The organism is Brevundimonas sp., assembly GCF_035626535.1.
Lineage (GTDB): Bacteria > Pseudomonadota > Alphaproteobacteria > Caulobacterales > Caulobacteraceae > Brevundimonas.
Genome location: NZ_DASPNO010000027.1, coordinates 1 through 20,299, shown reverse-complemented (window position 1 = coordinate 20,299; position 20,299 = coordinate 1). Strand labels below are relative to the sequence as shown.

21 protein-coding genes are annotated in these 20,299 nt (G+C 68.7%); 11 read left to right on the top strand and 10 right to left on the bottom strand.

What is annotated here, in order from left to right; all coding sequences use genetic code 11:
* From VEC04_RS03745 to VEC04_RS03735, 3 genes are all read right to left on the bottom strand, one after another.
* A partial coding sequence (locus tag VEC04_RS03745; RefSeq protein WP_324773972.1) for a M13 family metallopeptidase occupies positions 1-1,699 on the bottom strand: 1,699 nt, incomplete at its 3' end.
* 75 nt (positions 1,700-1,774) lie between these two features.
* Positions 1,775-2,377, bottom strand: coding sequence for a phosphoribosylglycinamide formyltransferase (purN, locus tag VEC04_RS03740; RefSeq protein ID WP_324773970.1), 603 nt, complete (start codon positions 2,375-2,377; stop codon positions 1,775-1,777).
* Positions 2,374-3,813, bottom strand: a complete 1,440-nt coding sequence (locus tag VEC04_RS03735) for a M28 family metallopeptidase (protein ID WP_324773968.1) — start codon at positions 3,811-3,813, stop codon at positions 2,374-2,376. Before VEC04_RS03735 ends, purN begins: the two co-directional genes overlap by 4 nt.
* Positions 3,814-3,869: 56 nt before the next feature.
* Between VEC04_RS03735 and VEC04_RS03730 the strand changes: the two genes are divergently transcribed.
* Positions 3,870-4,337: a hypothetical protein gene (locus VEC04_RS03730; RefSeq protein WP_324773966.1), complete on the top strand. Its 468-nt coding sequence runs from the start codon at positions 3,870-3,872 to the stop codon at positions 4,335-4,337.
* Here VEC04_RS03730 and purM read toward each other — a convergent pair.
* A complete protein-coding gene (gene purM, locus VEC04_RS03725; RefSeq protein WP_324773965.1) occupies positions 4,334-5,371 on the bottom strand; it encodes a phosphoribosylformylglycinamidine cyclo-ligase in 1,038 nt (345 codons plus the stop codon). The genes VEC04_RS03730 and purM overlap by 4 nt on opposite strands.
* An 80-nt stretch (positions 5,372-5,451) precedes the next feature.
* On the opposite strand from purM, the gene rnd reads away from it, so the two are divergent.
* Positions 5,452-6,600 carry a ribonuclease D gene (gene rnd / locus VEC04_RS03720; protein WP_324773963.1) on the top strand — a complete coding sequence of 383 codons (1,149 nt, stop codon included), beginning with the start codon at positions 5,452-5,454 and terminating at the stop codon, positions 6,598-6,600.
* 2 nt (positions 6,601-6,602) lie between these two features.
* On the opposite strand, the gene VEC04_RS03715 is transcribed toward rnd, so the two are convergent.
* The 3 genes from VEC04_RS03715 to VEC04_RS03705 form a co-directional block, all read right to left on the bottom strand.
* Positions 6,603-7,178: a phosphohydrolase gene (locus VEC04_RS03715; protein WP_324773961.1), complete on the bottom strand. Its 576-nt coding sequence runs from the start codon at positions 7,176-7,178 to the stop codon at positions 6,603-6,605.
* Positions 7,179-7,182: 4 nt separating this feature from the next.
* Complete coding sequence (locus VEC04_RS03710; protein WP_324773959.1) at positions 7,183-7,644, bottom strand: peptidylprolyl isomerase; 462 nt, start codon at positions 7,642-7,644, stop codon at positions 7,183-7,185.
* Between the two features lie 68 nt (positions 7,645-7,712).
* A complete protein-coding gene (locus tag VEC04_RS03705; protein ID WP_324773957.1) occupies positions 7,713-8,303 on the bottom strand; it encodes an SOS response-associated peptidase family protein in 591 nt (196 codons plus the stop codon).
* An 80-nt stretch (positions 8,304-8,383) separates the two neighbouring features.
* On the opposite strand from VEC04_RS03705, the gene VEC04_RS03700 reads away from it, so the two are divergent.
* On the top strand, positions 8,384-9,094 hold the full coding sequence (locus VEC04_RS03700; protein WP_324773955.1) for an RlmE family RNA methyltransferase: 711 nt from the start codon (positions 8,384-8,386) through the stop codon (positions 9,092-9,094).
* On the opposite strand, the gene VEC04_RS03695 is transcribed toward VEC04_RS03700, so the two are convergent.
* Positions 9,091-9,633, bottom strand: a complete 543-nt coding sequence (locus VEC04_RS03695; RefSeq protein WP_324773953.1) for a DUF2061 domain-containing protein — start codon at positions 9,631-9,633, stop codon at positions 9,091-9,093. The two genes, VEC04_RS03700 and VEC04_RS03695, sit on opposite strands and share 4 nt — an antisense overlap.
* A 143-nt stretch (positions 9,634-9,776) precedes the next feature.
* On the opposite strand from VEC04_RS03695, the gene guaB reads away from it, so the two are divergent.
* The 7 genes from guaB to VEC04_RS03660 all read left to right on the top strand — a co-directional run bounded on the left by guaB (position 9,777) and on the right by VEC04_RS03660 (position 17,274).
* Positions 9,777-11,237, top strand: a complete 1,461-nt coding sequence (gene guaB, locus VEC04_RS03690; protein WP_324773951.1) for an IMP dehydrogenase — start codon at positions 9,777-9,779, stop codon at positions 11,235-11,237.
* Between the two features lie 17 nt (positions 11,238-11,254).
* On the top strand, positions 11,255-11,653 hold the full coding sequence (locus VEC04_RS03685; protein WP_324773949.1) for an MAPEG family protein: 399 nt from the start codon (positions 11,255-11,257) through the stop codon (positions 11,651-11,653).
* A 9-nt stretch (positions 11,654-11,662) separates the two neighbouring features.
* Positions 11,663-12,964: an RsmB/NOP family class I SAM-dependent RNA methyltransferase gene (locus VEC04_RS03680; RefSeq protein WP_324773947.1), complete on the top strand. Its 1,302-nt coding sequence runs from the start codon at positions 11,663-11,665 to the stop codon at positions 12,962-12,964.
* On the top strand, positions 12,961-13,608 hold the full coding sequence (locus VEC04_RS03675; RefSeq protein WP_324773945.1) for a 5'-methylthioadenosine/S-adenosylhomocysteine nucleosidase: 648 nt from the start codon (positions 12,961-12,963) through the stop codon (positions 13,606-13,608). Before VEC04_RS03680 ends, VEC04_RS03675 begins: the two co-directional genes overlap by 4 nt.
* Positions 13,605-15,167: a glutamine-hydrolyzing GMP synthase gene (guaA, locus tag VEC04_RS03670; protein ID WP_324773943.1), complete on the top strand. Its 1,563-nt coding sequence runs from the start codon at positions 13,605-13,607 to the stop codon at positions 15,165-15,167. The genes VEC04_RS03675 and guaA overlap by 4 nt, the downstream gene beginning before the upstream one ends.
* The gene (locus VEC04_RS03665; protein WP_324773941.1) at positions 15,158-15,766 is read left to right on the top strand and encodes a YdeI/OmpD-associated family protein; all 609 of its coding nucleotides are present in this window, start codon (positions 15,158-15,160) and stop codon (positions 15,764-15,766) included. The genes guaA and VEC04_RS03665 overlap by 10 nt, the downstream gene beginning before the upstream one ends.
* Before the next feature lie 167 nt (positions 15,767-15,933).
* Positions 15,934-17,274: a dicarboxylate/amino acid:cation symporter gene (locus tag VEC04_RS03660; RefSeq protein WP_414642642.1), complete on the top strand. Its 1,341-nt coding sequence runs from the start codon at positions 15,934-15,936 to the stop codon at positions 17,272-17,274.
* A gap of 6 nt (positions 17,275-17,280) precedes the next feature.
* Here VEC04_RS03660 and VEC04_RS03655 read toward each other — a convergent pair whose 3' ends face one another.
* A complete protein-coding gene (locus tag VEC04_RS03655) occupies positions 17,281-17,772 on the bottom strand; it encodes a VOC family protein (protein ID WP_324773939.1) in 492 nt (163 codons plus the stop codon).
* A gap of 102 nt (positions 17,773-17,874) precedes the next feature.
* Here VEC04_RS03655 and VEC04_RS03650 point away from each other — a divergent pair, with 102 nt between their 5' ends.
* The gene (locus VEC04_RS03650; protein ID WP_324773938.1) at positions 17,875-18,222 is read left to right on the top strand and encodes an arsenate reductase; all 348 of its coding nucleotides are present in this window, start codon (positions 17,875-17,877) and stop codon (positions 18,220-18,222) included.
* Here VEC04_RS03650 and bglX read toward each other — a convergent pair.
* Positions 18,223-20,299: beta-glucosidase BglX (bglX, locus tag VEC04_RS03645; RefSeq protein ID WP_324773936.1), on the bottom strand; the 2,077-nt coding region annotated here is incomplete at its 5' end.

The following is a 20,299-nucleotide window of genomic DNA, read 5'->3' as shown; positions in this document are numbered from 1 at the left end:
CGTACTGCGCGCCGAGCACGTCGAGGCGCGACTGGAAGTTCTTCATGTCCTGGGGAGTCCACCAGTCGACCAGCCGGCCCTCGCGGTTGTACTTGGCGCCCTGGTCATCGAAATGGTGGCTGATCTCGTGGCCGATGACGGCGCCGATGCCGCCGTAGTTGACCGCCGGATCGGCGTTCGGATCGAAGAACGGCGCCTGCAGGATAGCGGCCGGGAAGACGATCTCGTTGCGAACCGGGTTGTAGTAGGCGTTCACCGTCTGCGGGGTCATGCCCCATTCCAGCGGATTGACCGGCTTGCCCAGCTTGCCGACGTTGAAGGCCCATTCGAAGGCGGCCGAACGCTCGACGTTGCCGTACAGGTCGCCCGGCACGAGGCGCAGGCCGTCGTACTCACGCCACTCGTCGGGATAGCCGATCTTCACGCCGAAGCGGCTCATCTTGTAGAGCGCCTGCTCCCTGGTCTCGGGGCTCATCCAGTCGAGGCCCTGGATGCGGGCCGTCATGGCGGCGCGGAGGTTGGCGACCAGTTCCTCCATCTGCGCCTTGGACTCGGCCGGGAAATGCCGCGCCACGTATTCGCGGCCGAGCACCTCGCCGAGCGAGCCGTCGACGGTGGCCACGCCGCGCTTCCAGCGCGGCTGGTTCTCGGGCTGGCCGCCCAGGGTCTTGCCGTAGAAGTCGAACCGGTTGTCGACGAAGGCCCTGGAGAGATAGGGCGAGGCCTGGTTGATCACGTGGAAGGCCTGCCACGACTGCAGGGTCCCGATCGGGGTCTCCTCGAACACCCTGGCCATGCCGGGGAAGGCGGTGTTGTTGGCGGCGATCAGCACCGGGACGTGAGCGATGCCTGCGCCCTCGGCCCAGGCGGCCCAATCGAAGCCGGGCGCCGAGGTGGTCAGGTCTGCGACGGTGGTCGGGTTGTAAATCTTGTCGATCTGGCGGTTCTGGACCGCCGTCCAGTGCTGTTCGGCCAGGCGGGTCTCGAAGGCGACGATGTCCGCCGCGGCCTGTTCGGCATTCGGCCAGCCGGCGAGGTCCAGCGCCTTGGCGACATAGGCTTGGTAAGCGGTCTTCTGGGCGGCGAAACTGTCTTCGAGATAGTAGTCGCGGTCGGGCATGCCGATGCCGCCCTGGACGACATAGGCGCTGGTCTTGCGGGCGTCCTGCAGGTCCTCGAAGATCTGCACGCCGAAGATCGACGAGCCGAAGCCCGCTTGCGTGCGGCCCATCAGAGCGGCGATCTCTTCGCGGGTGTCGGCGGCGCGGACCTCGGCCAGATCGGCGTCGAGCGGGCTGGCGCCGAGACGCTCCACCGTCGCCGCGTCCATGAAGCTGCCATAGAAGGCGCCGATGCGGGCCGCGTCCTCGCTTGCGCCGGGATTGGTCACGCTTTCCTCGATCAGGATCTTCAGGTTCTCCTGCGACCGGTCGTGCAGCACATGGAAGGCGCCGAAGGAGGTGCGGTCGGCCGGGATCGGCGTGTTGTCATTCCACGTCCCGTTGGCGTAGCGGTTGAAGTCGGCGCCAGGGCGGACCGAGGTGTCCATGCCGGTCATGTCGAAGCCGAACTCGCCGATGGCCGGCCGGGTCGTGGAAGGAATCTCCACGATCGGCGGCGTGTTCTGGGCGAGGGCTGCGGTGGCGGCAAGCGAGAGGACGGCCGTGGCCGCGCAGGCCATGAGACGAAGCTTGAGCATTGAAGAGACCCCGATTGAGACTTGGGCGGCAACCTGACTCAAGCCCCGGGTCCTGTCGTGGCGAAAGTCGTCAGATTACAAACGTTTCATCTGAAGGCAGAAGTCCGCGAGTACGGCCGGATAGAGCCGGTGTTCAGCGGCCAGCACCCGTTGCGCCAGCGACCCAGGCGTATCGTCGGCCAGCAACGGCACGCGCGCCTGCCCGAGGATCGGCCCGTCATCGACGCCCTCGGCCACCAGATGCACCGAGCAGCCGGCCTCGACGTCGCCCGCCGCCAGCGCCCGGGCATGGGTGTCGAGCCCGGGATATTTCGGCAGCAGGCTGGGATGGATGTTGAGCATCCGCCCCGACCAGCGTCGCACCAGCCATGGCGTCAGCAGCCGCATGTAGCCGGCGAGGGCGACCACCTCGATCGCGTGCTCCGTCAGGACGGCGTCGACGGCGCGTTCGTGCGCCTCCCGATCCTTGCCGAACGGACGATGGTCGACGACGGAGACCGCCACGCCCTTCTCCCGCGCCACGGCGAGGCCGCCCGCGTCCGGCCTGTTCGACAGCACCAGGGCCGCCTCGAACGGGCAGTCCGGGTCGCGCGCCGCATCGATCAGGGCCGCCATGTTGGAGCCCGCGCCGGAAATCAGGACAGCGGCGCGAACGCGGCCGGAGGGCCGGTCCGTCATTGCGCCGGGCGAGGCGCCGGATCGCCGACCGAGACGAACGATCCGGCCGGACCGGGGAAGACGACCGGGCTCTCGTAGCCGTCTTCCGAAACGGCCGAGACGCCGAAGAAGTAGTCGTCGATGACGATGCCCGGCAGGACGAGTTCGGTCGCCGATCCGGCCCAGCGGCTGTGGGTCCACTGCGGCGCCGTGGTCGACCGCCACCAGACGCGATAGCCCGCCGCGCCCGGGACCGCCTGCCACTTCACCGTCGTATCCGGCCGCACCGCGCCCTCGATGGTCACGCCCAGCGGCGTGGCCGGGGCGTTGGCGAGCGCCGCCATGGTCACGATGTTCAGCCGCGCGACCTGACCCAGATAGTCGAAGTCCACGCCGTCGATGGTGTCGCCATAGCGGATGCCGTTCTCCACCCGCAGGTCCTGATGCTGGCGGTGGTAGTGCTCGGCGCCTTCCGAAATGCGCACCGCCGGGAAGCCGTGACGGAGCATCTCGACCTGATCGCCGCCGCGGCCGTAGCGATCCGTGCGGTAGATCATCTCGACGTCAAAATTGGTCAGGTAGCGCTCGGCGATGGCGTCGATGAACCGCGCCAGGTTCCGCGACGAGGAATCGACCTCGCCGCCATTGTAGCGGCGGCGTTCTTCCTGCGCCTCGGTCTCCACCGTCTTGGTGCCTTCCGAGAAGACCCGCACGCGGGTCGTGTCGCGCACGCCGGACTGGCCTTCGGAATTGCCGACGATGTCGTTGTTCAAATTGGCCTCGACCCGCCAGCCCTGCGCCTGGGCGTAGTCCGCCAGGATCTTGCCGCCCAGCAGACCCTGCTCCTCGCCCGACAGGGCGGCGTAAACCAGGGTCGCGTCGAACCGGTGCTTCGACAGCACCCGGGCCGCCTCGAGCACCGCCGCCACGCCCGAGGCGTCGTCGTTGGCGCCCGGGGCGTCGTCGGTGAAGTTCATCACATCGGTGACGCGGGAATCAATGTGGCCCGAGATGATGATTACCCGGTTCGGATCGCCCGTGCCCCGCTGGATGGCGACGATGTCGACCACCTCGGTCGGAGTCGGCACGCGCGCGCCGGTGACGGTGTCCGACGGCGTCACCACGGTCAGGCAGCCGCCGCACTCCCGACTCATGGCCTCGAACTCGCGCTGGGCCCAGCGCCGCGCGGCGCCGATACCGCGCGTGTCCGACTGCGTTTCCGACATCGTGTGGCGGGTCCCGAAGCCCACCAGCGCCTCGATGTCCGCCCGCATCCGTTCCGGCCGCACCTCTCCCGCCACCTGATGAAGCAGCGCGTGCTCCGAAGGGGCGGGGGTCTGGGCCGAGGCGGAGCCGGAAATCAGCAGCAGCCCGGTCAGGGCGATCGACAGCGCGCGCATCAGCGACCTCTCAGCATGGAAGGCGCGGACCTTGCCGGGGCCGACGGCGGTGGTCAATGCGGACGGCTTGCGCTCGCGCCGATCCTCCGGGACAGTGTTCGCGGGAGGTCCAGATGCACGCGCTCATCCTTGCCGCCGTCCTTGCCGCCGCACCCCAGAACGCCGGTCAGGCGACCCGCGACATCGTCGTGAGCGTCTGTCTGCCGTACGTCGTTTCGGGTGAGACGCCGACCGACAACATCGCCTTGGCGGGCCTGTCACCGCGCGACGGAGGCGCCGGCGCCGGGGACCTGCAGACCGCCAACGGCCATCATCTCGTGAAGCTGATGGTCACCGGCAATGCCGGGGAAGGCAATCTGCGCCGCGTCTGCGAAGTCCAGGCCCGCGCAGGCGGCTTCGCCCAGGCCCGCGACGCGGTGGCGGGGCCGCTGGAGCAGGCCGGCTTCACACCGGAGCCGGACGAGCCCGAGGACTGGCCGGTGTGGACCCGCGACGGGATCACGGCCACGGTTCACCAGAATCCCGGGCGGGCGACCATCGTCAGGGTCAGCTACGCCCTTCTCGACGACGAGGCGAACTAGTCGGCGGCAAGCTGGCCGCAGACGAAGGCGACCTCGCCGGCGTTGAGCAGGGCTTCCAGCACGGGCTCGGCGTTCTCCGGCGCGACCACGAGAATAAAGCCGACGCCGCAGTTGAAGGTCCGGCGCATCTCATGGTCCGAAACGCCGCCGGTCTCGCCCAGCCACTGAAATACCTGCGGCACGGGAATGGCGTCCCAGTCGAAGACGGCGTGCAGCCCCTCGGCGATGCAGCGGGGGGGATTCTCGATCAGCCCGCCGCCGGTGATGTGGGCGGCGCCCTTGACCAGACCCGCCTTCATCAGCGGCAGCACCGGCTTCACGTAGATCCGGGTCGGCTCCATCAGCGCCTGCGCGAGGGTGCGGTCCTTCGCGAAGGGAGCGTCGTCGCCCCAAGACAGGCCGGACTTCTCGACCACCTTGCGGATCAGCGAGTAGCCGTTCGAGTGCGGGCCGGACGAGGCGAGGCCGATAATCACGTCGCCGGCGGCCTGGCGGTCCAGATACGGCAGCGCATGCCCGCGCTCGACCGCGCCGAGCGAGAAGCCGGCCAGATCGTAGTCGCCGCCGGCGTACATCCCCGGCATTTCGGCGGTTTCGCCGCCGACCAGGGCGCAGCCCGCCTGACGGCAGCCCTCGGCGATCCCGGCCACGACGCGTTTCGCGGCGTCGATCTCCAGCTTGCCGGTGGCGTAGTAATCGAGGAACAGCAGCGGTTCTGCGCCCTGCGCCAGCAGGTCGTTGACGCACATGGCGACCAGATCGACGCCGACGCCGTCATGGCGGCCGGTTTCGATGGCGATCTTCAGCTTGGTGCCCACGCCGTCGGTGGTGGCGACGATCAACGGATCCTCGAACCCCGCGGCCTTGAGATCGAACAGCGCCCCGAATCCGCCCAGCGAAGCTTCCGCGCCGGGCCGGCGGGTCGATTTCGCCAACGGCTTGATGGCGTCGACCAGCATTTCACCCGCATCGATATCGACCCCGGCATCGGCGTAGGTCAGGCCGTTGCGCAGGCTTTCGGGGGTGTCGCTCATCGGTCACGGGCCTGAATCAGTGGGCGGATTTGTGCGGCGGCTCTTGCCACAACCGCATTGCGCGGGGCTATAGCATCCGAATGACGCCGATCACCACCACCGAGGCGCTGCGCGAGTTCTGCGCAAAGCTTTCGAACCAGCCCTTCATCACCGTCGACACCGAGTTCATGCGGGAGACGACCTACTGGCCGCGCCTATGCCTGATCCAGGCCGCCTCGGCCACGGAAGCCGCCATCATCGATCCCATGGCGGAGGGGCTCGATCTGTCGCCCTTCCTCGACCTGCTGCGCGACCCGTCAATCCTGAAGGTGTTCCACGCCGCCCGTCAGGACGTCGAAATCTTCGTCAAGCTCGGCGCCATGCCGAAACCGATGTTCGACACGCAGGTCGCGGCGATGGCCGCCGGCTTCGGCGATCAGGTCTCCTATGAAGCGCTGGTCCGCCAGATGCTGCGTCAGGAGGTCGACAAGGGCAGCCGCTTCACCGACTGGGCGCGCCGTCCCTTGTCGGACGCCCAGCTGATCTACGCCCTCGGCGACGTCACCCACCTCGCCGCCCTCTATCCGAAGCTGCGCGACCGCCTGCAGAAGGAGGGCCGCCTCGATTGGGTGATGGCCGAAATGGAGGACCTGACCGACCCGGCTCTCTACGACACCGATCCGGAGAAGGCCTGGAAGCGGCTGAAACCCAAGAAATACTCGGCCAGGTATCTCGCCGCCTTCGTGGCCACGGCCGTGTGGCGCGAGCGTGCGGCGCAGGAGCGCGACCAGCCGCGCGGCCGCATCCTCAAGGACGAGGCCATCGACGAGATCGCGGCCCAAGGCCCCATCGACGCCGACGCCTTCAACCGGCTGCGTTCGGTGCCCAAGGGCTTCGGGGCTTCCCGCCTCGGCCTCGAACTCACCGCCGAGCTCAAGCGCGTGCTGGCCGACCCTGAGGCCCACGCGCCCAAGCTGGAACGCCCCGCCCATAACCAGCCGGCCCCCCCGTCGGTGGTCGAACTGCTCAAGGTGCTGCTCAAGGCCAAAAGCGACAACGCCGGCGTCGCCACCAAGCTGATCGCCAATGTCGCCGACCTCGAGAAGATCGCGCTGGACGATGAGGCTCCTGTCGACGCCCTGCACGGCTGGCGCCGCCAGCTGTTCGGCGAGGACGCGCTCAAGCTCAAGCGCGGCGAGATCGCCCTGGTCCTGAACGGCCCGCGGGTCGAGGTCGTCGAGATCGAATAGGATCAGCCGGCGAGCGCGTCGATCTCGCGGCGGATATTCTCCCGAGCCCTGACTTCATGGCGTTCCGCCCAGACCGGGTCGGGGAACAGGCTCGGGCTGTCGAGAAAGCGGTTCATGACGGCCGCGCGCCCCGCCCGGAACGCCGGCTCGGGAACATGGGCGTACTCCTCGCGGATGGCCCGGGCGTAGGCGTCATAGCGCTCCGGTTCCGCGCCGAGGACCGACAGGTCGATCGACACCAGGCGCGCGCCCAGCCGGTCGTCCGGCTCGACCGAATGGCCGGCGGTCAGCAGGATCAGCCGCTCGACCTCGTCGATAAAGGATGTGGAGGCGCCTTCGGCCGTCAGCCGGTCCCTCGCAAGGCGGGCGCTCCCGGCCTCGTTGTCGCTACGCGTGGGATCATAGATCGCGTCGTGGAACCAGATCGCGGCCTCCAGCAACTCGCGCTCGGTCGGCGTCAGGTCCGTCGAGGCGGCGACCTGCGTCAGACAGTCCTCGATGTGCGCCATGGTGTGATAGCGCCGGTGCGGTTCGCGGTAGCGCGCGATCAGCTCGTCGCGAACCGCACCGGTGATCATCGTTTCAGTTCACCGTAGCCTTGACGATCTTCCCCGGGTTGCGGGGCGGTTCGCCCTTCGGCAGGGCGTCGACGTTTTCCATGCCTTCGATCACCTGGCCCCACACCGTGTACTGGCGGTCGAGGAAGGTGGCGTCGTCGAAGACAATGAAGAACTGGCTGTTGGCGCTGTTCGGATCGGAGGTCCGCGCCATCGAGCAGACGCCGCGGACATGCGGCTCCGACGAGAACTCGGCCTTCAGGTTCGGCTTGGCCGAGCCCGAGGAGCCGGTGCCCGTCGGGTCGCCGCCCTGGGCCATGAAGCCGGGGATGACGCGGTGGAACACGACGCCGTCGTAGAAGCCTTCCTGCGCCAGCTCGGTGATGCGGGCGACGTGGCCGGGCGCCAGATCGGGGCGCAGCTTGATGACCACGTCGCGGTCTTCGCCGTCGCCGGTGTCGAGGGTGAAGGTGAGGGTGTCGGCCATCGGCGCGCTCCTGTTTGAGGTTGGCCGCTCTTACAGGCCGGCGCGGGGACGCGAAACCCTGGCCTCGCTCACAACAGCGTCGGCTCCTTCGGCGGGAACACCCGCTCGACCGTCAGGCTGCCGGCGGCGAGAGGACGAAGAAGCTCGTCTTCCGGCCGGGTGAGATCGAGCCAGTCCGTCCCCGCGTGCGGCGGCAGAACGACCACCTGTCGGTCGTGATAGGGTGCGATGTCCTCCCCGGGCGAGGTGGTGAGGAGTGCGAACGCCCCGTCCCGGACGATCCCGGCCATCCAGAACCATGTCTCACCCTCGAGGTTGAACAGCCAGCGTGTCTTGCGCCTCTGACCCGGCTGGGGATCGGTGAACTCGAAGAAGCCGGAGGCCGGAACGAGGCAGCGGCGGCTGCTCCCGAACCGTCGCCCTTCCGAGCGGAAGTTGAACACCGGCCGCCCGTTGGGTCCCTTCCACGCAAAGGGGAGGGTGACCATCTCCGGCCCTTCCTCGCTTGCGAGGACCACGGCGGCTGGATCACCGATCGTCACGTCCTCGCGCGGCTCGATGTTCGGGCGACCCGCCGGAAAGCGCAGCGGGAAGCGGGTATGGCTGAACGACGCCTCGACGATGTGCAGGGGGAGCTTGACCTGAAACTGGCTGCACATGGGATCATCCGGCCGGGATATCGCAGCCTGCCCCAGGTCGCGCCTTCCGTCGACCGTGGCCTGATGACATAAGCGGCCCCATGTCCGACGATGAGCCCAAGCCCGAACGCCGCCGCATGGTCCGCCCGCCCTCGGGCGGCACCGCGGCGGGGCGCGGCATGGGCACGAAGATGAAGACGGCGGACACCAAGTCGATGTCCAGCCAGCAGTGGATCAAGCGCCAGCTGTCCGACAAATGGTCCGAGCGCGCCCGCGCCGAGGGATGGCGCAGCCGCGCGGCCTTCAAGCTGCTCGAGATCGACGACCGCTTCCACCTGATCAGACAGGGCAGCCGGGTCATCGACCTCGGCGCCGCGCCGGGCGGCTGGGTGCAGGTGGCGCTGAAGCGGGGGGCGAAGGCGGTGGTCGGCGTCGACCTGCTGCCGATCGAGCCGATTCCGGGCGCGGAGTTGATCCAGGCTGACTTCACTCATCCGGGGGTCGACAGGCAGATGATCGAGCTGCTCGGCGGGCCGCCCGACCTCGTCCTCTCGGACATGGCCCACAACACCGTCGGCCATCGCCAGACCGATCATCTGAAGATCATCGCCCTGATCGAGATCGCCGCCGACTTCGCCATCCGGACGCTCAAGCCCGGCGGGCATTTCGTGTCGAAGAACTTCCAGGGCGGCGACGCCGGCGGCGTGCTGGCCCGCCTGCGCGCCGAGTTCGAGACGGTCAAATACGTCAAGCCGGAGTCGAGCCGGAAGGACAGCGCCGAGGTGTTTCTGGTGGCGATGAACCGGCGCTAGGCGCTCGCCAGCTCCTCCGCCCGCCGGGCCTTGCGCGCCTCGATCCGGGTCCACACCCGGTCGTGCACGGTGAAGAACACCGTCTGCACCAGCGGCTCTATGATGCCGATGGCCAGCGCCGTTCGCCAATTCTGGGTCAGGGCGAAGGCTACCGTCACCGCCACGGCGAAATGCATCATGCAATAGGTGACCGTCTTCAGCGCGATCTGCTTCAGTGAACGGGGCAGGGCGTGGCTGTGGCCGTGATGCCCATGACCGTGCGCCCGGGTCTGCTCCTCGGGCCGCATGACCTCCAGACGCGCGGTGACCGCCTCGGCGGCTTCCTCGACGCCCGACAGCATGCCGCGATGCTCGATGCGGTGCCAGATCCGGTCGTGGATCGAATAGGCGATGGTCTGGAAGAAGGGCTCGACCACGCCGACCGCCAGCGCCAGCCGCCAGTCGCGCGTAATGGCGAAGGCGACGAGGATCGCCACCACCAGGTGCATCACGCCATAGCTCGCGATCTTGAGCGCGAGGCGGCGGGCGGTGCTGATCAACAGTCGAACCATTCGTCTTTCAGATGTGGGGCCGGCGCCGCATCCGGCAAGGCAATTGTTCTTATCGTGGTGATAGGCGCGAGCGGCCCTTGCGGTTCCCGGCCTTCCACGGTTATACGCGGCCCGCAAAACGGAGACTCCTCATGGAGATACGCGAAGGGCTCACCTTCGACGATGTTTTGCTGGAACCCGGCCCGTCCGAGATCATGCCCGCCGACGCGGATGTCTCGACGAAGCTCACCCGCGACATCAGGCTGAACATCCCGCTGACCTCGTCCGCCATGGACACGGTCACCGAAAGCCGCCTCGCCATCGCCATGGCCCAGGCCGGCGGTCTGGGCGTCCTCCACCGCAACATGACGGTCGAGGAACAGGCCGACATGGTCCGCGAGGTGAAGCGCTACGAAAGCGGCATGGTCATCAACCCGGTGACCATCACGCCGCAGACGACGCTCGGCGAGATCCACGAGATCCGGGCCAAGAAGAAGATCAGCGGCTTCCCGGTCGTCGATCCGGCCACGGGCCGGCTCGTCGGCATCCTGACCAACCGCGACATGCGTTTCGACACCGACCCGAACCGCAGGGCCGGCGAATTGATGACCTCCGGCGACCTGATCACGGTGCGCGAGGGCGCCGGCCGCGACGAGGCCCTGGCCCTGCTGCGCGACCGCAAGATCGAGCGGGTCATCGTCGTGGACGACGACTATCGGGCCACCGGCCTGATCACGATGAAGGACATCGAGAAGGCCCAGGCCCACCCCCACGCCGCCAAGGACGACCAGGGCCGGCTGCTGGTCGGCGCCGCCTCCACCGTCGGCGACGCCGGTTATGAGCGCTCCATGGCCCTGGCCGAGGCGGGCGTGGATGTGGTGGTGATCGACACCGCCCACGGCCATTCGATCCAGGTCTCGCGCGTCGTCGAGCGCATCAAGCGCGAATCGAACCGCATCCAGATCATCGCCGGCAACGTCGCCACCTATGACGCCGCCCGGGCCCTGATCGATGCGGGCGCGGATGCGGTGAAGGTCGGCATCGGCCCCGGCTCGATCTGCACCACCCGCATCGTCGCCGGCGTCGGCGTGCCGCAGCTCACCGCCGTCATGGAAGCCGTCCGCGCCGCGAAGGACTCCGGTGCACCGGTCATCGCCGACGGCGGCATCAAATATTCGGGGGATCTGGCCAAGGCCATCGCCGCGGGCGCCTCGGCGGCCATGATGGGCTCGATGTTCGCAGGCACCGACGAGAGCCCCGGCGAGGTCTTCCTCTACCAAGGCCGGTCCTACAAGTCGTACCGCGGCATGGGCTCGGTCGGGGCCATGGCCCGCGGCTCGGCCGACCGCTACTTCCAGAAGGAAGTCTCGGACCAGATGAAGCTGGTGCCCGAGGGCATCGAGGGCCAGACGCCCTACAAGGGGCCGATCGCCCCGGTGCTGCATCAGATGGTCGGGGGGCTGCGCGCCGCCATGGGCTATGTCGGCGCCGCCACCATCGCCGACTTCCAGGAGCGGGCGCGGTTCGTGCGCATCACAGGGGCCGGGCTTCGTGAGAGCCACGTCCATGACGTGATGATCACCCGCGAGGCGCCGAACTACCGGCAGGGTTGAGCAGGGGAGCGCAGGCCATGGACATGACGCCGGAGTTCATTCTGCTGGCCTTCACCCTGATCCTGGCGCTGGTCCAGATCGGGGCCGCCGCCGTGGCGCAGACAGCGGAGCTCGGCGTCAAGTGGAACGCGGGTCCCCGCGACGGCGAAGCCCCGCCGCCCGGCAAGTACGCCGGCCGGCTGATCCGCGCCCAGGCCAATCTGTTCGAGACCCTGCCGATCTTCGCCGCCGCCGTGATCATGGCGCATATCGCAGGTAAGGACGGACAACTGACCGCCCTCGGAGCGCACCTCTACTTCTTCGGGCGGCTGATCTACCTGCCGCTGTACGCCTTCGGCGTGCCCTACCTCCGCTCGCTGGTCTGGCTCGTCGCAGCCGGCGGGCTGGTGATGGTCCTCGCCGCCCTGTTCCTTTGAAAGCCTGAATTGACCCCAGCCGCCCGCCTCGCCGCCGCCGCCTCCGTCCTCGACAGCATCGCCCAGGGGCGAGCCCCGGCCGAGGTCGTGCTCAAGGCCTGGGGCGCGGCGAACCGCTACGCCGGCTCCAAGGACCGCCGCGCCGTGGCCGACCGCGTCTATCGCGTGCTGCGCGCCCGCGGGCGTCTGGTCTGGGCCATGGGCGGACGCGAGGACGGTCGGGCGCTGGTGATCGGCTCGCTGGCTCTGATCGACGGCCTGCCGCTGGAAGAGATCGAGGCCCTGCACTCCGGCGAGGGCTACGGCCCGCGCCCGCTTTCGAAGCAGGAACGCGCCCGGATCACGGCCGGGGAGGGCGACCTGCCCGGCTGGGTCGCCGCCGGCCTGCCCGAGTTCGTGGTCGAGGACTTCAAGACGACCTTCGGCGACCGCTGGAGCGAGGAGGCCCGCGAGCTGATGGCGCCCCGCGCGCCGATCGACCTGCGCGTCAACGGCGCCGTGGCCGCCGTCGATGGGGTCGCCGCTGAACTTCGCGAGGCTGGCCTGTCGCCGGAGCCGACGCCCTGGTCCGCCTGGGGACTGCGCCTGCCGTCCGAACCGCCGCCGAATGTGCAGGCGCTCGAAGCCTTCAAGGCCGGACGGTTTGAAATCCAGGACGAGGGCAGCCAGATCGTTTCGTGGCTCGCCGGTGCGGCGCCCGGCATGACCGTGGTCGACTACTGCGCCGGCGGCGGCGGCAAGACACTGGCGCTGGGCCAGTCGATGGAAGGGCAGGGGACGCTGGTCGCCTGCGATGTCGTGTCGAAGCGACTCGACAACATCCGCCCCCGCCTCGCCCGCGCCGGCGTCGAGGCCGACCTGCGCCTGATCGGCCAGAACGGCGGCGGGGTCGAGGACCTCAACAACAAGGCCGATCTGGTCTTCGTCGACGCCCCGTGCAGCGGCTCCGGCACCTGGCGCCGCCGGCCGGAGGACGCCTGGCGGCTCAAGCCCGACGAGGTCGAACGCCTCCATGCCCTGCAACTGCGCATCCTCTCGCAGGCCGCCCAGCTGGTGAAATCCGGCGGCCGTCTGGTCTACGTCACCTGCTCCATGCTGAGCCGCGAGAACGAGGCCACGACCGACGCCTTCGAGGCCGCGCATCCGGACTTCCAGCCGGTCCCCGTGACGGCGACCGTCAATTCGCAGAACCTGACCGGGGGCGCCCGCGAGCGGCTCGCCACCAGCGCCGCCGGCCATCGCCTGCGTCTGTCCCCGGCCTCGACCAATACCGACGGCTTCTTCCTCACCCTCTACGAGCGGCGGGCGTGAGCGGGGACTGGGCCCTTTCCCGCTTCGGTTCGAAGGCCGTCCTGTGCGTCATGGCCGCCGAGCCCGAATACGGCCCGGCGCTGAAGTCGCGCGTCCGGCCGCTGATCACCGGCGTTGGGCCTGTGGAGGCCGCCGCCGCCGTGGGTCACGCCCTTGCCGTACTTGCGGCCGAGGACGCGCTCCCTGACCTCGTCGTCTCACTGGGTTCAGCCGGTTCGCGGGCCCTCGACCACGCTCGCGTCTACCGCGTCTCGCACGTCAGCTATCGCGACATGGACGCCAGCTGCCTCGGCTTCCCGAAGGGCGAGACGCCGTTCCTACCCGGGTCGGCCGTACTGCCGCTCGCCGACGGTCCCGCATCCCTGCCGGCGGCCCGGCTCGCGAGCGGCGCCAGCGTCGTTTCCGGCGCCGCATATGACCTGGTCGAGGCCGACATGGTCGACATGGAGACGTTCGCAGTCGTTCGCGCCGCCGCCCATTTCGGCCTGCCGGTTCTGGGTCTGCGCGGCGTCAGCGATGGCCGCACTGATCTGTCCGCCCTCTCGCACTGGACCGACGCTCTGGCGGAGATAGACCTCCGACTGGCCGAAGCGCTCGACCTGTTGCATGACCATTTCTCGCCTGCCGCCACGGAGCCCGCATGACCGCCCCCGCTGATCACCAGAAGGTCCTGATCGTCGATTTCGGCAGCCAGGTGACCCAGCTGATCGCCCGCCGCCTGCGCGAGGCGCGCGTCTATTGCGAGATTCACCCCTATGCGAAGGCGGAGGCCGCGCTGGCGACCATGAAGCCCCAGGCCATCATCCTGTCGGGCGGTCCCGAGAGCGTCCACGAGGAGGGGAGTCCGCGTGCGCCCCAGGGCGTGTTCGAAGCCGGCGTGCCGGTGCTGGGCATCTGCTATGGCGAGATGACCATGTGCGAGCAGCTGGGTGGCAAGGTCGAGGGCGGCCTCACGCGCGAGTTCGGCCGCGCCGAGATCACTGTCCAGAAGGCTTCGCCCCTGCTGGCTGACCTGGCCGAGGTGGGCGAGGAAGAGTGCGTGTGGATGAGCCATGGCGACAAGATCGTCGCCATTCCGGCGGGGTTCGACGTCGTCGCCTCCTCGCCCGGCTCGCCCTACGCCGTCATCGCCGACGAGACCCGCCGCTTCTACGGCGTCCAGTTCCACCCGGAAGTCATGCACACCCCGCGGGGTGCGACGATGCTGAAGAACTTCACCCACGGCATCGCCGGGCTGAAGGGCGACTGGACCATGGCCGCCTACCGCGATGAGAAGATCGCCCAGATCCGTGAACAGGTCGGCTCCGCCAGGGTAATCTGCGGCCTGTCCGGCGGCGTGGACAGTTCGGTGGCCGCCGTCCTGATCCACGAGGCGATCGGCGACCAGCTCACCTGCGTCTTCGTCGACACCGGCCTGCTGCGCAAGGACGAGGCGAAACAAGTCACGACGCTATTCAGAGAGCACTATAACATTCCGCTAATCCACGTTGATGCGTCGAAGGAATTTCTCGGCGCGTTGGCCGGCCAGTCCGACCCCGAGATCAAGCGCAAGACCATCGGCCGGGTCTTCATCGAGGTGTTCGATCGCGAGGCCCACAAGATCGAGGGCGCCGAATTTCTCGCCCAGGGCACCCTGTATCCCGACGTGATCGAAAGCGTCTCGTCGTCCAGCGGCAAGGCCCACGTCATCAAGAGCCACCACAACGTCGGCGGCCTGCCGGACTTCATGAAGCTGAAGCTGGTCGAGCCGCTGCGCGAACTGTTCAAGGACGAGGTTCGCGCCCTCGGCCGCGAGCTCGGCCTGAGCGACGCCTTCGTCGGCCGCCATCCGTTCCCGGGACCGGGCCTCGCCATCCGCATCCCCGGCGAGATCACGCCCGAGGCTGTGGAGACCTTGCAGCAGGCCGACGCCATCTACCTCGAGGAAATCCGCAAGGCCGGCCTCTACGACCAGATCTGGCAGGCCTTCGCCGTCCTGCTGCCGGTCAGGACCGTCGGCGTCATGGGCGACGCGCGCACCTACGAGAAGGTTCTGGCCCTGCGCGCCGTCACCTCGACCGACGGCATGACCGCCGACTTCTTCGAATTCCCGTGGGACGTCCTCGGCCGGACGGCGACGCGCATCGTCAACGAGGTGCGGGGCGTCAACCGCGTCGTCTACGACGTCACCTCCAAGCCGCCCGGCACTATCGAATGGGAATAAAGGGCCCGATCGCCGTCGATCCCGCCCGGGTCCACGAGTTCGTGGACGCCGACGCCTTCTACCGATGGCTCGGCGAGCACCACGCCAGCGAATCCGAGGTCTGGATCAAGATCCACAAGGTCGCCTCGGGCATGCCCTCGATCACGCCGAAGGAGGCGATCGACGTCGTCCTCTGCTGGGGGTGGATCGACGCCGTCCGCAAGAGCTTCGACGAAACCAGCTACCTGCAGCGCTACACGCCGCGGACGAGGAAGAGCATCTGGAGCCGGATCAACGTCGACAACGTCGCCCGCCTGATCGCCGAGGGCCGAATGACGGAGCACGGGCTGAAGGAGGTCGAGGCGGCCAGGGCCGACGGCCGCTGGGATCGCGCCTACGGAAGCGGCCAGGAGATGGCCATTCCCGACGACCTGCAGGCCGCCATCGACGCCGAGCCGAAGGCCATGGCCATGCTGGGCAGGCTGAGCGCCCAGAACCGCTTCGCCCTCGCGTTTCGCGTCCACAACATGAAGACGGAGGCCGGGCGGAAGAAGAAGATCGCGGAGTTCGTGGAGATGCTGAAGCGCGGGGAGACGATCCACCCCCAGCGGGAGCGCTGACCCGGCCCCGATGGTCCGGGTCGCCGGCCTGCAGGCCCCGGCAGGATATGCCGTAGTCGGCGCTACGGGTTATGATGCCGAATCGCGCGGCTGCGCGACGGGGGACAGGCATGGCGCGGAAGCCGACGACGACATCCGACACGCCGCGCCGGCGCGCGCCGCGGCCCGTGAAGGCCGCACCCGGGGTCGCGGTCGAGGCCGCCCCGCCGCCCAAAAGGACGCCGATCTGGACCCACCTGTATTTCCAGGTGCTGGTCGCTATCGGACTCGGCGCGCTGATCGGCCATTTCTGGCCGACCTTCGGCGAAAGCCTGAAGCCGCTCGGCGACGCCTTCATCCGGCTGGTGAAGATGATCATTGCCCCGGTGATCTTCCTCACCGTCGCGACGGGCATCGCCCACCTGCGCGACCTCGGCCGGCTCGGCAAGGTGGTGGGCAAGGCCTTCGCCTATTTCCTGACCTTCTCCACCCTCGCCCTGATCATCGGCCTGGTCGTCGCCAATATCGTTCGCCCCGGAGCCGGCATGAACGTCGACCCGGCCACGCTCGATCCTGCCAGCGTCGCCCAGTACGCCACCCAAGCCCACGAGACCTCGATCGTCGGCTTCCTGATGAACATCATTCCCGAGACCGTGGTCGGCGCCTTCGCCGGCGGCGAGATTCTGCAGGTGCTGTTCTTCGCCATCCTGTTCGGCGTCTCGCTGGCGGTCATCGGCGACCGCGCCCAGCCGGTCATGACGGTGCTGGACAGCGTTTCCGAGGCCTTCTTCAAACTGGTCGCCATCCTGATGAAGGCGGCGCCGATCGGCGCCTTCGGCGCCTTCGCCTTCACCATCGGCCGCTATGGCATCGAGTCGGTCATCAACCTCGCCGCCCTGGTGGCCACCTTCTACGTCACCTCGGCCCTGTTCGTGGTCGTGGTTCTGGGCGCCGTCGCCCGGTTCAACGGCTTCTCGATCTTCAAGCTGATCCGCTATCTGAAGGAGGAGCTGCTTCTGGTCCTCGGCACCTCGTCGTCGGAGGCGGCGCTGCCGAGCCTGATCGAGAAGATGGGCCGCGCCGGCTGCGACAAGTCCGTGGTCGGGCTGGTCGTGCCGACCGGCTATTCGTTCAACCTCGACGGCACCAACATCTACATGACGCTGGCGGCGCTGTTCATCGCCCAGGCGTGCGGGGTCGACCTGTCGCTGGGCGATCAGCTGTTGCTCCTGGCGGTCGCCATGCTCAGCTCCAAGGGCGCGGCGGGGGTTACCGGCGCCGGCTTCATCACCCTGGCCGCGACGCTGGCAGTGGTCCCGTCGGTGCCGGTCGCCGGCATGGCCCTGATCCTCGGCGTCGACCGGTTCATGAGCGAATGCCGGGCCCTGACCAACTTCATCGGAAACGCCGTCGCCACCATCGTGGTGGCGAAGTGGGAGAAGGGGCTCGACCAGGAGGCGCTGGACCGCGCGCTGGCGGGCGGTCCGACGCCTGTCACGGTCGGGGCGGCCGAGGCCGACGACGACTGACCGGAACTACCCCCGGGCGGCGCGTTCCAGCTCGGCGACGTTGAGCCGCTTCATCTGCATCATGGCGTCGAACACGCGCTTGCGGACACCCTCGTCGGGATCGGCCAGCAGGCGGTTCATCGCATAGGGCACGATCTGCCACGACAGGCCGTAGCGGTCCTTGACCCAGCCGCACTGCTCGGCCTCGGGCACGGCGGACAGGGCGTTGGTCAGCCGGTCCACCTCGGCCTGGTCCTCGCAGTCGATCTGCAGCGAGATGGCCTCGTTGAACCTGAACATCGGCCCCCCGTTCAGGGCGGTGTAGCGGTTCCCGGCGAGGGTGAACTCGACCAGCAGCACGTCGCCTGCCCGCCCGCTGGGATAATCGCCCGGCGAGCGGATGACGGCGTCGATGCGCGAGTCCGGCAACAGCGACACATAGAAGCTCACCGCTTCCTCGGCCTGCTTGTCGAACCACAGGCAGGGAATGACTTTCTGACGCGGGGGGAGGGCGGTCATCGACGATCTCCATTGCTGAAGACCGACCTTATATTAAACCAAACGGTTAAATGCAAGCGTGGGTCGCTTGCGACTCGCCGGCGCTCCCGGCAGACAGGCGCGATGACCCGCACCCTCTACGGCATCCCCAACTGCGACACCGTCAAGAAAGCCCGCGTCTGGCTTGACCGGCACGGCGTCGCCTACGCCTTCCACGACTACAAGAAGGCGGGGATCGACCGCCCACGGCTGGAGGGCTGGGTGGCCGCGCACGGCTGGGAGACGGTGCTGAACCGCTCGGGCACGACCTTTCGCGCCCTGCCAGACGCGGACAAGGCGGACCTCGACGGCGACAAGGCGATCCGCCTGATGCTGGCGCAGCCGTCGATGATCAAGCGACCGGTGCTGGACCTCGGCGACCGCACGCTGGTCGGCTTCAAGCCGGAGCTCTACGAGGCCGCGTTCGCCTGATCAGCGCGTCAGGGTGAACTGGGCCGCCTCGCCGGCCTGCGCATTGGGCGCCAGCCAGACGTCGAACAGGCCGGGCTCCACGGTCGGCGCCAGATCCGGGCCGAGGAACAGCAGGTCCGCGAAGGTCAGCGGCAGGCTGACCTCGACCGAACCGCCCGCCGGAACGGTGACGCGCCGGAAACCCTTGAGCAGCCGCACCGGCTGGGTGATCGAGGCCGCCCGATCGCGGATGTAGAGCTGCACCACCTCCGAAGCCTCGCGCGCGCCGCCGTTGGTGAGTGTGACCGTGGCTGTAAGCCGGCCGTCCCACGCCATCGTGGACGCCGACAGCCGCACCGCCGAATAGCTGACGGGCGCATAGGTCAGACCGTGCCCGAACGGGTAGAGCGCGGTGTTCGACGTCTCGCGGAACTGCGCCTTGAAGCCCTCGTTGCGCGACGCGGCCGGGCGGCCGGTGGTCTTGTGCGCATAGTAGAACGGCGACTGGCCCGAGAAGTGCGGGAAGCTGACCGGCAGCCGCCCGGTGGGCGCGTGATCGCCGAACAACACATCGGCGACCGCGTGGCCCGTCTCCGAGCCCAGGAACCAGGTGGCGAGGATGGCCGGCGCGTCCTTCACCGCGCCGCTCAGCTCCATGGCCCGGCCGTGGCGAAGCAGCACCACCACCGGCTTGCCGGTCGCGGCCACGGCCTCGGCCAGCGCCAGCTGCGGCTCGGGGATGCCGATGTCGACGCGGGACTGCGCCTCCGCCGACATGTTCTGGCTCTCGCCGATGGCCAGCAGCACCACGTCGGCCTGGGAGGCGGCCATGACCGCGGCCTCGATCCCGCCAGCCAGCGGCGCCTCGACGTCCGACCCCTTGACCACGCTCAGCGATGAACCTTCGCCCATCGCCGCCCGCAGGCCCTGTTCCAGAGAGACCGCCAGCTTGTCGTCCTTGAAGATCGACCACGGCCCGAACAGGTCGGTCCGGTCGTCTCCGAACGGGCCGATCAGGGCGATGCGCCTGCCCGTCTTCGGCAGCGGCAGCAGGCCGCCCTCGTTCTTCAGCATCACGATCGACTTGCGCCCGGCCTCGCGGGCGAGCGCCAGGTGTTCGCGGCTGCCGGTCACCCGGGCCTCGAGCCGCACGTCCGAGCCGCGGTACGGGTTCTCGAACAGGCCCAGCGCCGCCTTGGTCATCAGCACCCGCCGCACCGCCTCGTCGACGCGCGCCACCGGCACGTCGCCAGACTGCACCAGTTCCGGGATGTGTTTGATGTAGAGGCCGCTCTTCATCGACATGTCGACGCCGGCCATCAGAGCGATGCGCGCCGCGTCCCGGCCGTCCGCCGCATAGCCGTGCGCGATCAGCTCCTCCTCCGAGGTGTAGTCCGAAACCACGAAGCCGGCGAAGCCCCACTCGCCGCGCAGCAGGTCGGTCAGCAGCCATTTGTTGCCGCTGGTCGGCACGCCGTTCAGGTCGTTGAAGGCGCTCATCGTCGACAGGGCGCCGGCGTCGAAGGCGGCCTTGAACGGCGGCAGATAGATCGAACGCAGCTCACGCTCGCTCATGTCGGTGGTGTTGTAGTCCAGCCCCGCCTCGGCCGCGCCATAGGCGGCGAAATGCTTGGGACAGGCCAGCAGCGACGACCATGCCTTCAGGTCGTCGCCCTGGAAGCCCTTCGTCCGGGCGGCGGCGAACAGCTGGCCGAGCAGCACGTCCTCGCCGGCGCCCTCGACCACCCGGCCCCAGCGCTGGTCGCGGCCGATGTCGACCATCGGCGCATAGGTCTGGTGCACCCCCGCCGCGCCGCCCTCGACGGCGGCCGCCCGGGCGGTGCGTTCGGCCAGGTCGACGTCCCAGCTCGCCGCCTCGCCCAGCGGCACCGGGAAGGTGGTGCGCAGGCCGTGGACGACGTCGGCCGCGAACAGCAGCGGAATGCCGAGGCGGCTGTCCCTGACCGCCATCTCCTGCACCAGCCGCGTCGTCCTGGCGCCCACGCCGTTGAACAGGGCCCCGATGCGGCCGGCGCGGATGTCGGCGGCCGTCTGCTCCTGGTTGGAGTCCAGCGTGTCGCCCGGGTTGACCCCTTCC